Annotated in this window: 10 protein-coding genes; 2 read left to right on the forward strand and 8 right to left on the reverse strand. The window is 68.5% G+C overall.

Annotated features, from left to right (window positions below):
* Positions 1-10: 10 nt before the first annotated feature.
* Positions 11-427, reverse strand: coding sequence for a transferase (locus FB464_RS02525; RefSeq protein WP_170151931.1), 417 nt, complete (start codon positions 425-427; stop codon positions 11-13).
* 93 nt (positions 428-520) lie between these two features.
* Positions 521-1,411, reverse strand: a complete 891-nt coding sequence (locus tag FB464_RS02530; RefSeq protein ID WP_116415255.1) for a DUF4349 domain-containing protein — start codon at positions 1,409-1,411, stop codon at positions 521-523.
* A gap of 85 nt (positions 1,412-1,496) precedes the next feature.
* Between FB464_RS02530 and FB464_RS02535 the strand changes: the two genes are divergently transcribed.
* Positions 1,497-2,480: an aldo/keto reductase gene (locus FB464_RS02535; RefSeq protein WP_116415254.1), complete on the forward strand. Its 984-nt coding sequence runs from the start codon at positions 1,497-1,499 to the stop codon at positions 2,478-2,480.
* A gap of 39 nt (positions 2,481-2,519) precedes the next feature.
* Here the strand turns inward: FB464_RS02535 and FB464_RS02540 are convergent, their stop codons facing one another.
* The 3 genes from FB464_RS02540 to hrpA all read right to left on the reverse strand — a co-directional run bounded on the left by FB464_RS02540 (position 2,520) and on the right by hrpA (position 8,718).
* Positions 2,520-3,344 carry an aldo/keto reductase gene (locus tag FB464_RS02540; protein ID WP_116415253.1) on the reverse strand — a complete coding sequence of 275 codons (825 nt, stop codon included), beginning with the start codon at positions 3,342-3,344 and terminating at the stop codon, positions 2,520-2,522.
* Between the two features lie 56 nt (positions 3,345-3,400).
* Positions 3,401-4,609, reverse strand: a complete 1,209-nt coding sequence (locus FB464_RS02545) for an MFS transporter (RefSeq protein WP_116415252.1) — start codon at positions 4,607-4,609, stop codon at positions 3,401-3,403.
* A gap of 161 nt (positions 4,610-4,770) precedes the next feature.
* Positions 4,771-8,718 carry an ATP-dependent RNA helicase HrpA gene (gene hrpA, locus FB464_RS02550; protein WP_246092888.1) on the reverse strand — a complete coding sequence of 1,316 codons (3,948 nt, stop codon included), beginning with the start codon at positions 8,716-8,718 and terminating at the stop codon, positions 4,771-4,773.
* Positions 8,719-8,842: 124 nt separating this feature from the next.
* Between hrpA and FB464_RS02555 the strand changes: the two genes are divergently transcribed.
* On the forward strand, positions 8,843-10,552 hold the full coding sequence (locus tag FB464_RS02555; RefSeq protein ID WP_116415250.1) for a thioredoxin domain-containing protein: 1,710 nt from the start codon (positions 8,843-8,845) through the stop codon (positions 10,550-10,552).
* Here the strand turns inward: FB464_RS02555 and FB464_RS02560 are convergent.
* The 3 genes from FB464_RS02560 to FB464_RS02570 all read right to left on the reverse strand — a co-directional run bounded on the left by FB464_RS02560 (position 10,549) and on the right by FB464_RS02570 (position 13,085).
* A complete protein-coding gene (locus tag FB464_RS02560; protein ID WP_170151930.1) occupies positions 10,549-11,019 on the reverse strand; it encodes a rhodanese-like domain-containing protein in 471 nt (156 codons plus the stop codon). The two genes, FB464_RS02555 and FB464_RS02560, sit on opposite strands and share 4 nt — an antisense overlap.
* Positions 11,020-11,187: 168 nt before the next feature.
* Positions 11,188-11,793 (reverse strand): CoA-binding protein, encoded by a 606-nt coding sequence (locus tag FB464_RS02565; protein WP_116415248.1) that lies wholly within the window; start codon positions 11,791-11,793, stop codon positions 11,188-11,190.
* Positions 11,790-13,085, reverse strand: a complete 1,296-nt coding sequence (locus FB464_RS02570; RefSeq protein WP_116415247.1) for an O-acetylhomoserine aminocarboxypropyltransferase/cysteine synthase family protein — start codon at positions 13,083-13,085, stop codon at positions 11,790-11,792. Before FB464_RS02570 ends, FB464_RS02565 begins: the two co-directional genes overlap by 4 nt.
* Between the last annotated feature and the right edge of the window lie 27 nt (positions 13,086-13,112).

Genomic DNA, 13,112 nt, shown 5'->3' on the forward strand with positions numbered 1-13,112 from the left:
CGGGGCGGGGTCAGGCGGCTTTCGCGAAAGACCCCTCGGCGTGGGATGAACGGCTGACGACCGAGTCGTCGGGAACGACGGAGTCGTGAGCGACATGCACCGAGTCGGCGACGGTCGCGCGGTCGCCGATACGACTGTGGCTGCCGATCTTCGCGCCGCGGCCGATGCGGGATTCCTGCCCCACGTGCACGCTCGCCCCGATGAACACTCCGGCACCCACGAGGGCGCCGCGGTCGATCCAGCTGCCGGCGCCGATCCAGGCACCCTGCCCGACCTGGGCGTCGGGTTCGACGTAGGCGGACGATTCGATGTAGGCGCTCGGGTGCACCGTCGCGGTCGCCGAAATGAAGCCGCGACCATTCAGGTGGTGCTTGTAACGCGCGAGTTCACCGAACTCGTTCTCGATCTCGACATAGACCTTGCTCAACAGTGTCTCCCTGACGTACTTGTGCCTGAGGTTCTTGTACCTTTGATACATGTAACACCGCGGGAGGCTAGTCGATTCCCTACAGGCTGCAAATCAGCTGGGCGTTTGCGCCTCCTCCGCTCGCCGTGTACGACGCATGCCGAGACGGATGACCAGCAGCACGATCGCGGCGATCAGAGCGAGCGCGACCAGCCAGGGCAGGGCCACCCCGAACGCGACAAGAGCTCCCGACAGCGCCGTCACCAGCGAGGACCAACCGGTGCCGAGGCCACTCCAGAAGTCGCCGGGACCGACCGTCGGCGCGGTGGCGGCCGTATCGACACTGACCGTGATCGCGGAGTAGGCGACGGTGTCGGTGAGCGCCGTGCGCTGCGCGACCAGGCTGTCGAGGTCGGCCTGGCGCTCGGAGAGGGTGGATTCCAGCGCGATGAGGTCGGTGGTGCTCGTCGCCTTCGACATCAGGTCGAGGAGCCGGGCGACCGAGGTCTGCAGGGCGGTGATCCGCGCGGCGATGTCACTCGACTGGGCCGTCACGTCCGTCGCCGTGATGCTGACGGAGTCGACCGTGGCGAGCTCTTTCAGGCCGTCGATCGCCTCGGTCACCTTCTCGCTGGGGATGCGGAGCACGAGGTCGGCTCGTGCGTCGCCGGAGGTCTGCTCCGTCCGGTTGTCGACATGCCCGCCGAGCGACGTCGCCAGGGCGACGGCGCGGTCGGCGACGGTTGTCGGTTCCTCGGCGAGGAGGGCGATGGTTCCCGTCGTGACGATCTGCGCGCCGGGAACCAGTGTCGCGACATCCCGGCCCGTGTCGCCGTCGGAGTGTGCCGCCAGCGTGCCTCCGGGGGAGTTGTTCGCGTCGCTGGAGGTTCCACCGCCTTCGAAGGTTTCGCCCGGCGAACTGCTGGATGCGCTGCCGAGGGCCGAGCATCCACCGAGCAGCAGGGCGACGGACAGTGCGCCGATAACGAGCAATTTTCGCTTCATGGCCACACTGTAGGCAAACCACCTGCGAATCAAGCCTCCCCAGCGCACATGGTTATCGGGTTGTTATCCGCCCTAGGCTGGGGGAATGCATTCACGCGAACTCGGCCGTACCCACCGCACCGTCTCGGAGATCGGGCTCGGCACCTGGCAACTCGGCGCCGACTGGGGCGACGTCCACGAAGAGGATGCCCTGGCCGTACTCGATGCGGCTGTCGACCATGGTGTCACCTTCTTCGACACGGCCGACGTCTACGGCGACGGTCGGAGCGAGCAGACGATCGGCTCCTACCTGGCATCGAACCCCGGGCACTCGATCACGGTCGCAACGAAGATGGGGCGGCGGGAGGCGCAGGTCGCGTCGAACTACGTGCTCGACAACTTCCGGCTGTGGACAGACCGGTCGCGCCAGAACCTCGGCGTCGACACACTCGACCTGGTGCAGCTGCACTGCCCGCCCTCCGAGGTCTTCACCGACGATGCGGTCTACGACGCGCTCGACACCCTCTTCTCCGAGGAACGCATCGCCGCCTACGGGTTCAGCGTGGAGACCGCAGACCAGGCGCTCGCCGCCATCGCGCGGCCCGGCACCGCGACCATCCAGATCATCCTGAACGCGTTCCGGCTGAAGCCGCTCGACGAGGTGCTGCCCGCGGCGCGCGCCGCGGGGGTCGGCATCATCGCGCGTGTCCCGCTCGCCTCCGGGCTCCTCAGCGGCAAGTACACGGCCGAGACCACGTTCGACGCGAACGACCACCGCACCTTCAACCGGGACGGCAGCGCATTCGATGTGGGCGAGACCTTCTCGGGCGTCGACTTCGCCACCGGTGTCGAGGCGGCCCGTGCGTTCGCCGAGCTGGTGCCGGAGGGCGTCGCGCCTGCCACCGCCGCTCTCGCCTGGGTCGCACAGCAGCCCGGCGTCAGCGCGGTCATCCCCGGCGCGCGCACCCCCGGCCAGGCCGTGGGAAACGCGGAGGCGGGCTCCCTCCCGCCCCTCGGCGCCGCCTTCGACGACGGTGTGCACGCCATCTACGACCGCTACTTCCGCCAGAGCATCCACTCCCGCTGGTAGAGAGCGCCCGCCCTTCTCGCGAGCGACGGCGGGAGGCCGCTAGCCGACGTCGTCGGGGTCGCGGCCGGTGCGCTCACCGGTCTCGAGCGCGGCGATGAGGGCGAGGTCTGCGTCGTCGAGGGTGAACTCGAACACGTCGATGTTGCTCGCGATGCGCGAGGGCGTGATCGATTTCGGGATGACGACGTTCCCGAGCTGCACATGCCAGCGGATGACGACCTGCGCGGGGGAGACGCCGTGCTTCGCGGCAATACCGTCGAGCACGGGATTGCCGAGCACCCGGCCCCGGGCGAGCGGCGACCACGCCTCGGTGAGGATACCGTGCGCGTCATGGTACGCGCGGAGGTCGGCCTGGGGGAGCCACGGGTGCAGCTCCACCTGGTTGACGCTCGGAACCACACCCGTCTCGGCCGCGAGCCGGTCGAGGTGGTGCGTGTGGAAGTTCGAGACGCCGATGGATCGGGCCAGCCCGTCGGCCTGGATCCTCTCGAGGGCCCGCCAGGTCTCGACATAGAGGTTCTGCTTCGGTGCGGGCCAGTGGATCAGGAAGAGGTCGACATAGTCGAGTCCCAGCCGGTCGAGGCTCTCATCGAAGGAGCGGCGTGCCTCGTCGTAGCCGTGTCGGTCCTGGAAGACCTTCGTCGTGACGAAGATCTCCCGGCGATCCACCTCCGAGCGGTTCACAGCCTCACCGACCCCGACCTCATTGTCGTAGAGGGTCGCCGTGTCGATGTGGCGGTAGCCGGCGTCGAGGGCGACTCCGATCGCGTCGACCGCTTCGGCGTCGGTCACTTTGTAGACCCCGAGCCCGACCTGCGGGATCGTGTGGCCGTCGTTCAGGGGCATCGCTGGAGCTGTGGTCATGACCCCATTCTTCTACGGTCGCGCGCCCTTGCCGTTCGCCACCGGCCGGGGCGCGCTCAGCTCGTGACGGCGGCGAACGGCTCGGTGTCGGGAATCGGACTGGCGTCCCTGCCGCGGAGGTCCGGGTGCCAGCGCCGACCGAGGAGGGGCACGAGGAAACCGACGAGCGCGAGTGCGGCGGCGACGACGAACGCGCCCGTCGGTCCCTGCGCGTCGATGAGGAACCCCGCGAGAGCGGATCCGACAGCCGCACCGATGAGCTGGCCGGTGCCGACCCAGCCGTACGCCTCCGCCGTCTCGCTGAAACGCACGCTCGACGAGACGATCGAGAACATCACGGCCAGCGCGGGAGCGATACCGACCCCGGCCAGGAACAGGAAGACAGCGAGCCACCACACGTTCAGGGAGACGGCTGCGATCGCCGTGCCGGCGAAGACGATCAGCATGCGCTGCGCGAGGGCCCACGGACCGATTCCGACGTGGCCGAGCGCGAGACCGCCGACCAGGGAGCCCACCGCGAAGATGGCCAGCACGATACCGGCCTCCGCGCCGCCGTGCCCGAACGAGGCGACGACCCCTGCCTCGATCGCCGCGCAGGCCGCCACCAGCAGGAAGCCGACGATCGTCGCGAGCAGAACGGGGGGCTTGGCCAGCACCGCCCCGAGGCGCTTGCGGCTGCGGGGGATGCGCACCCGGCCGAGTTCGGGGCTCGACAGGAACCACGCGCCGCCGCCCACCAGGAACGCGACCGCGAGCAGGATGCCCTCGACCGTGCCGACCTGCGTCGCGGTGAAGGTGGTGATGACCGGCCCGACGACCCAGATGATCTCCTGCGCCGAGGCGTCGAGCGAGAACAGCGGGGTGAGCTGCTTCGAGTTGACCATCTTCGGGTAGATCGTGCGGACGGCAGGCTGGATCGGCGGCATCGTGAGGCCCGCCGCGAAGGCGACCCCCATGGTCAGCGGGATCGTCATCGGAACGAGCGCGATGACGGAGACAGCGATCGCACAGATCGCGATCGTGCCCGTGATCACCGGCCGCATGCCGAGCCGGCCCATCAGGCGGCTCGTCAGCGGTCCCGCGATCGCCTGCCCGATCGACAGTGCGGCGAGCACCAGCCCGGCCGCGCCATACGATCCGTGCACCCGTTCGATGTGCAGCAGGAAGGCGAGCGACAGCATGCCGAAGGGGAACCGTGCCACGAGCTGGGCGGCCATGATCCGCCCGACACCGCGGGTCTTCAGAAGATTTGCGTAACTGCTCACAAGAGGTCAAGTGTACCGGTTGGACGGTACAAGAACGCCCCTGTGGCAGGTGCAGACATCCGATCGTCACCGGGAGTTCAGCCCGGCAGCAGCCTCAGCTCACGGCCGACTCAGCCCGGCAGCAGCCCCAGCCCGGCAGCCGGCTCAGCCCGGCGGCCAACTCAGCTCGCGAGCAGCTTCTGCAGCCGCTGGAGCGAGACGGGCTCAGCGGTTCCGAGCGACTGCGCGAAGAGGCTGATCCGCAACTCCTCGATCATCCAGCGCGCGCGGATGAGCGGGGCGCTCAGCACCGAGGCGGCATCCGCCGGCAGGGGGAGCGCGCCGCCCGATGCTTCGTAGCGTGCTGTGGCATTCTGTACCTCCGTCATCCAGGCCCGGTCCCGTGCCGGTGCGTCGGGCAACTTCTGCATACGCTGCTCAACCCCTGTCAAGTACCGTGGATAACTCCGCAGCTGCACCGTGCCTGTGGAGGAGATGAAGCCAGGGAAGATCAGCGCCGCCAGCTGGGCCCGGGCATCCGACAGTGCCGGCAGCAGCGACACACTGGTCACAGCCTTGAGGGCCCGCTCGGCATCCCGAGCCTTCAGCAGGGTCGCCGCAACGGTGGCGACGGTCTGGTACATCGAATCGATGATGCCGGCCGAGAGGCGATCGCGGACAGCCTCGAACTCGTCCTTCGTGTACAGCAGGCCCGCCGGATGCTCGGCCCGCAGCACCTCGTCGGCCGAAGCGCGCAGGCAGTCGTCGAACAGGGCCTGGATGCCCGGGTAGGGGCTCGTTGCGAGGATCAGTTTCTCGTTCTGGCTGAGGTGCTCGCGAACGTACGACACCGGTGAGGGCACGGCGAGCAGCAGCAGGCGCCGGATGCCCGCGGGCGTCAGCCGGTCGGCCTCCTGCTGGGTGCTCATCAGCCGGATCGCAACAGAGCTCTTCTCGTCCACAATCGCGGGATATGCGCGAATCACACTGTTCTGGAGTTTCGTGTCCACGAACCTCGGCAGTTCCGTAAAGTCCCACGTTGTGAGGCCGCTCCGCTCCAACGAGTGCGCGGTCTGGCGAGAAGCACGGGCGACACTGTCGCGCGCCGCCGAACGGAACCGGGCCTGGAGTGCGGGCAGATCCTTCGACGCCGCGACAGTCTTGCCCGTCTCATCCACCACACGGAAGGAGACGGAGAGATGCGAGGGAATGCGCGAGCGGTCGAAATCACTCACGGCGACGGGTACGTACGCCAGGCGCGACATGGTCTGGGCGAGAGAGGCGAGGAAGGTCAGTTCGTCGCTCCCGGCATCCGGCAGCGACGTCAGGAGCTTCGACGCCCAGTCGGTCGCCGGCACGAAGTTCCGCCGGATCGCCTTCGGCAGCGAGCGGATCAGCGCGGTCACCAGTTCCTCGCGGAAGCCCGGCACCTGCGCCTCGAAGTCCTCCGGCTCCAGCCGCGGCAGCAGAGCGAGCGGAACGGTCACGCTGACCCCATCATCGTCGGAGCCCGGCTCGAACCGGTACGACAGCGCGAGCTGCTGGTCGCCCTGCTGCCAGGCCGCGGGGAATTTCGTCTCGTCGACCTCCGGTGCGCCCTCGGGCAGCAGCGAATCGACGGTCATCGTGAGCAGCGCAGGCGTGTCGTGCCGGGCCTTCTTCCACCAGCCGTCGAAGCTCCGCGCGGTGTTGACGTCACGCGGCACGCGCTTGTCGTAGAACTCGAAGACCGCCTCGTCGTCGAGCAGCAGGTCGCGGCGGCGACTGCGTTCCTCGATCTCGGCGAGCTCGTCACGGAATCGCCGGTTCTCCCGGTCGAAGGCGTGAGGGGATTCCCAGTCACCGTCGACGAGGGCGTGCCGGATGAACAGCTCACGGGCATAGGCGGCATCCACCCGGGAGAACTGCACCCGGCGTTTCTGGATGATCGGCACCCCGTAGAGCGTTACCCGCTCGAACGCGACCACCGCTCCCTGCTTCTTCTCCCAGTGCGGCTCCGAATAGCTCCGCTTGCAGAGGTCCCCGGCCAGCGACTCCGCCCACGCCGGATCGATGGAGGCGTTCATCCGGGCGAAGAGCCGGCTCGTCTCCACCAGCTCCGCACTCATCACCGCGTTCGGCTGCTTCTTCGACAGGACAGAGCCGGGAAAGAGGCTGAACCGGGTCTGGCGTGCGCCGACGTAGTCCTTCTTCGCGGTGTCCTTCAGGCCGATGTGGGAGAGCAGACCCGCAAGCAGAGACCGGTGGATGCCGTCGGGGTCGACGGACGGCTCGCCGATCACCAGGTCGAGGGGCTTGCTGAGCTGGCGGAGCTGACGGAAGACGTCCTGCCATTCCCGCACCCGCAGGTAGTTCAGGTGCTCGGCCTTGCAGAGCCGGCGGAAGGCGCTCGACGACAGCTCCCGCTGCTTCTCCTCGACATAGTTCCAGAGGTTCAACAGGGTCAGGAAGTCACTGGTCGGGTCGGTGAACCGCGCGTGGAACTCGTCAGCGCGCTGCCGCTTCTCGAGCGGGCGTTCCCGCGGGTCCTGGACGGTCAGCCCGGCCACGATCGCCATCACCTCACGGCTGGTGCCGTGGTTCTTCGACTCGATCACCATCCGCGCGAAGCGGGGTTCGATCGGCATCCGGGAGAGGTCGCGCCCGACCCTGCTGAGAGTCGGTACCGCCGATGCGCCCGGCTTGTTCGACGACGACCCTGGGGCATTGATCGCGCCCAGTTCGCTCAGCAGGTCGAGCCCGTCCTTGATGCCCCGGGAGTCCGGCGGCTGCAGGAAGGGGAACGAGGCGATGTCGCCGAGCCCCAGCGAGATCATCTGCAGGATGACCGCCGCGAGGTTCGTGCGGAGGATCTCCGGTTCGGTGAACTCGGGCCGGGCGAGATAGTCCTCCACGGAGAACAGCCGGATGCAGATACCGTCGCTCGTGCGCCCGCTCCGTCCCGCGCGCTGGTTGGCCGAGGCCTGCGAGATCGCCTCGATCGGCAGGCGCTGCACCTTCGACCGCACGCTGTAACGACTGATGCGGGCCGTGCCCGTGTCGATCACGTACTTGATGCCCGGAACGGTGAGGCTCGTCTCGGCCACGTTGGTCGCCAGCACGATCCGGCGCCGGATGCCCGGGGTGCTGTTCCGCTGGAAGACCTTGTGCTGGTCGGCGGCGCTCAACCGTCCGTAGAGCGGGAGTACCTCGGTGGCAGCACCGAGCGAGCCCGAACCGCCGGAGTTCAGGCGGCCGCGGATCGACTCCTCGGCGTCGCGGATCTCGTTCTCGCCCGAGAAGAAGACGAGCACGTCCCCGTCGCCCTCCCGTGCGAGTTCGTCGAGGGCCTCGTTGACGGCGTCGAGGGGGTCACGGTCGGCGGTTGCGCCGGCGCCGGTCCGCCCGGTCGAGGTACCTGCGCCGGCGCCGGTCCGCCCGGTCGAGGTACCTGCGCCGGTGCCGGCGCGACTTCCGCCCGGCCCGGTGCCGGGTCGCGAGCGGGGGGCGGGCTCGTCGTCGACGTCGTCGACGTCATCCAGAACCGCGCCGTCTGCGACGAGCGGCCGGTACCGCACCTCGACCGGGAAGGTGCGGCCGGAGACCTCGATGATCGGCGCGCCGCCGAAGTGCCGGGAGAAGCTCTCGGGGTCAATCGTCGCCGAGGTGACGATCACCTTCAGGTCGGGGCGTTTCGGCAGGAGTTCGCGCAGGTAGCCGAGCAGGAAGTCGATGGTGAGGCTCCGCTCGTGCGCCTCATCGATGATGATCGTGTCGTACTTCTTCAGCAGGCGGTCGCGGTGGATCTCGTTCAGCAGGATTCCGTCGGTCATCAGTTTGATGCGGGTGTCGGCTCCGACCCTGTCGGTGAACCGCACCTGGTAGCCGACGAGTTCGCCGACCTCCTGGCCGAGCTCCTCGGCTATGCGTTCGGCGATCGTGCGCGCGGCGATCCGCCTCGGCTGGGTGTGGCCGATGCTGGTGCGGCCGAGCTCCAGGCAGATCTTCGGGATCTGGGTGGTCTTGCCCGAGCCGGTCTCGCCGGCGATGATCACGACCTGGTTCGCCTCGATGGTGCGGGCGATCTCTTCGCGGAGTCGGCTGACGGGGAGCTCTGGCGGGAAGTGGATCGACGCGGGAATCATGGGCATTCCATTCTACAAGCGTGGGTGGGGCGCCGGGCCGGGTGCGGACCGGGCCCCGGGCCGGAGCGTCGGTCGGGCCGGAGGCCGTGGCCGGGGCCGGCCCTGCGGGCGGGCCCCGTACGCTGGGAGCATGGCCAACCGACTCGCCACAGCGATAAGTCCGTATCTCCGTTCGCACAGCGACAACCCGGTGGATTGGTTCCCCTGGGGTGAGGAGGCCTTCGCCGAGGCGGTGCGGCGGGATGTGCCGGTGCTGGTGTCGATCGGCTACTCCACCTGCCACTGGTGCCATGTGATGGCCCGGGAGAGCTTCAGCGATCCTGCCCTCGCCGCTGTGCTCAACGACGGCTTCGTGGCGATCAAGGTCGACAGGGAGGAGCACCCCGAGGTCGACTCGGTCTACCTTGCGGCGGCCGGCGCCTTCACCCAGAACCTCGGCTGGCCGCTGAATGTGTTCGCGACACCCGGCGGCCGGGTGTTCTTCGCGGGAACCTACTCGCCCCCGGTCGCCGTGCAGGGCAACCCGTCGTTCCGGCAGGTGCTCGATGCGGTGCAGGAGGCCTGGCGGAGCAGACGGAGCGACGTCGAGAGTACGGCCGCGCAACTCGTCGAGGCGCTCGCCGAGGCGGGATCGCAACACGCGCCAACGGCGGGGCAGCAGTACGACTCGCCGGTGTCGCCCGACCCCGAACTGCCGACCACGGCGGAGCTGGCCCAGGTGGTCTTCGAGCTCGACGCCTACGAGGACACCGTGCACGGAGGGTTCGGAACCGCTCCCAAGTTCCCGGTTGCCCCGGTGCTGCGGTTCCTGCAGGCGATGGATGCTCCGCTGGCCGATCGCACACTCAAGGTGATGGCGGCCTCCCCGCTTCGCGACCCCATCGAGGGCGGATTCTTCCGTTACGCCACCCAACAGGACTGGAGCGACCCGCACTACGAACGGATGCTCTACGACAACGCGCTGCTGCTGGACGCGTACACGACCGCGGCCGAGAAGCAGCCGGGTGCCGATTGGGCGAAGGAGACGGCGCTCGGCATCGCCGACTACCTGATGACGCGCCTGCAGCAGCCGGAGGGCGGCTTCGGCTCCGCGCAGGATTCCGAGAGCACTGTCGGGGGAGTCCGGACCGAGGGCGGGTACTACGGGCTCGATGCCGGGCAGCGTGCGGCGGAGGTGCCTCCGGCTGTCGACCTGAAGATCCTCACCGGGTGGAACGGCCTCGCCATCGGTGCCCTGGCTCACGCTGGGTCGGCTTTCGGCGAGAACGGCCTCCTCGATTCAGCCCGACAGGCGGCGGACTACCTGCTCGCCCACCACCTGCGGGCCGACGGAACGGTGGTGCGCGCGTCACTCGGAGGCCGGGTCTCCGAGGCGCGCGCCACCCTCGAGGACTACGGCATGCTCAGCGCTGGCCTGTTGCGGCTCGGCACCGCAACCGGCGACAAGCGCTACAGTGCGGCGGGAGCGGCGCTGCTGGACGCTGTGCTGGAGGCGGGTGCTGAGCCGGGAGAGAGCGACGCACCTGCCGGAAGCGTCGGCACTGCCCAGAAGCTGTTCGTCGTACCCGGCGGCGGTGACCCCGTGCTGGCTGCCCGCGGGCTGCTCCTGGAGGGAGACGTCTCCGAGGGGGCGTACCCGTCGGGCAACAGTGCTGCGGCTGAGGCTGCGTACCTCCGTTACCGGGAGACCGGCGACGCAGCGTATCGGTCTGTCGCGCTACGGGCGCTCGCGCCGCTGGGGCCGGACGCATTGTCACGGCCCATCGGATTCGGAGCCGCCCTCGAACTGATGGTGCGGCTCCGAGCGGAGGCCCGGTCCGAAGGCGGGCCAGGGTTCTAGGCTGCGGAGGAGTCTGCGGCCGATTCGGTGGGCCGCTCCTCGGCGTTCCACTTCGCAAAACCGCCGTCGAGAACGGTGACACGCTCGTGGCCGAAAGATCGGAAGACGTCGCGGAGTCGGGCAGCGTCATCCACAGGTGCGGTCTCCGACCCTGCGGATGACCCTGCGGTCTTCGATCCCGCACCCGCGTCGTACAGCACGACCGTCGAGCTGGAATCGATGCCGTAGCGGAGAGTGATCTCCCGGAAGGACGCGTCATCCGCGGCCGCGAACCCGTCGGCGAAGAGGGCGGTGGGGATGCGCGAGCACCGCGCCTCCGACGGTCCGGCCGCGCGGCCGAAGCCACGGCCATCCAGAACCACCATCGTGTCGGAGCCGAGATGATCGCAGAGCCACTGGGTCGACACGGAGGGCGACACGGCGGGACGCGTGGCGGGAGGTGTCGGGAAGGCGGCAGACGAGATCACGTCTCTCACGCTAGCGGCGACCGGTGACACCGACCTGAACATCCGGCCTGAAAGTCACAGACGCGTAACATTCGGCGTCGAATGCCGTCGCTCCGTACACTCGGCCACGATCACGGCGACGCACGGCTGCAGCGCCCGGCTGCAACGTTCGGCCGTAACCGCAACGCCCTACCGGAGCGTCTTGCGTGCCGAGATCTGGCCCGTGTCGAACCCCAGCAGGTGCAGTCCGCCGTGAAAGCGGGCGTGCTCCACCTTGATGCAGCGGTCCATGACCACGGTGAGGCCCTGGCTCTCGCCGTACTCCGCCGCCTCCTGGTTCCAGATGCCGAGCTGCACCCAGACGGTCTTCGCGCCGCTGGCGATCACGTCGTCGATGACCGAGGGGATGTCGCTGGCTTTCCGGAACACGTCGACGATGTCGGGCACCTCGGGGAGGGACGCGAGGTCAGGGTAGGCGGGCTGGCCGAGGATCTCCTTCGCGTTGGGGTTCACGAAGTAGACGCGGTAGTCGCTCGACGACAGCAGGTAGGTGCCGACGAAGTAGCTGGACCGGGCGGCGTTCGGCGAAGCGCCGACAATCGCGATCGACTTCGCCTTCCGCAGGATCTTCAGCCGCTCCTTCGCGTCGGGGCCGACCCAGGTGCGCTGCGACTTCAGGAGTTTCGCAAGCGGTGACGACGAGGGGACCGAGCAGGTCAGCCCGTTCGAGAGCTGGGCCGTGACGAGATCGTCGGGGACAGCTGTGGGGAGGGGAGTTTCGCTGGTGAGAGTCATGAGAGACCTTCCGTCGCCTTTGTCAGTGCCTGGTCGAGGTCGTAAACAATGTCCTCGGGGTCTTCTATTCCCACGCTGATGCGCACGATGCCGGGCAGCACACCCGCCTCGACGAGCTGCTGCTCGTTCAGCTGGGCGTGGGTCGTCGACGCGGGGTGGATCACCAGCGTCTTCGCATCGCCGATGTTCGCGAGGTGGCTGGCGAGGTCGACCGATTCGATGAAGGTGCGCCCGGCATCCCGGCCGCCCTTGACGCCGAAGCTGAAGACCGAGCCCGGCCCCTTCGGCAGGTACTTCAGGCCCCGCTCGTAGTGCGGATGCGCGGGAAGGCCTGCCCAGTTGACGTACTCGACGCGGGGGTCCGCGTCGAGCCACTCCGCGACGATCCGTGCGTTGTCGATGTGGGCCTGCATGCGGAACGGCAGGGTCTCGACGCCCTGCGCGAGCAGGAAGGCGGAGTGCGGGGCGAGGGAGGGGCCGATGTCCCGCAGCTGCTCGGCGCGGAGGCGGGTCAGGAAGGCGTACTCGCCGAAGTTGCCCGACCATTCGAGGCCGCCGTAGCTCGGCACGGGCTGGCCGAACAGCGGGAATTTCTCGCTGTGCCACTCGAACCTGCCGCTCTCGACGACGACGCCGCCGAGGGTTGTGCCGTGCCCGCCGAGGAACTTGGTGGCCGAGTGGATGACGATGTCGGCACCCCACTCGATGGGCCGGTTGAGGAACGGGGTGGCAATGGTCGAGTCGATGATGAGGGGAATGCCGTGCGCGTGCGCGACCTCGGCGAGCCCCTCGATGTCGGCGACCTCGCCGGACGGGTTCGCGACGGTCTCCGCGAAGATCAGCTTCGTCCTGTCGGTGATCGCTGCGGCATAGTCGGCGGGGTCGGAGCTCCGCACGAACGTGGTGTCGACGCCGAAACGCCGGAGGGTGACATCCAGTTGCGTGATCGAGCCGCCGTAGAGGTTGGCAGACGAGACGATGTGGTCACCCGCCCCGACGAGTGAGGCGAAGGTGATGTACTGCGCGGCGAGCCCGCTCGCGGTCGCGACGGCGCCGAGTCCGCCCTCGAGGCTCGCGATGCGCTCCTCGAACGAGGCGACCGTGGGGTTCGCGAGCCGGCTGTAGATGTTGCCGTACTTCTGCAGGGCGAAGCGGGCCGCGGCATCAGCCGTGTCGTCGAAGACGAAAGCCGACGTCTGGTAGATCGGCAGCGCGCGGGCGCCGGTCACCTCGTCGGGGATGTTGCCTGCGTGGATTGCACGAGTCCTGAAGCCGTATTCGCGATCTGCCATAGAAGCCAAACTACCGGAGGCTACAGC

It is taken from the genome of Subtercola boreus, assembly GCF_006716115.1.
GTDB lineage: Bacteria > Actinomycetota > Actinomycetes > Actinomycetales > Microbacteriaceae > Subtercola > Subtercola boreus.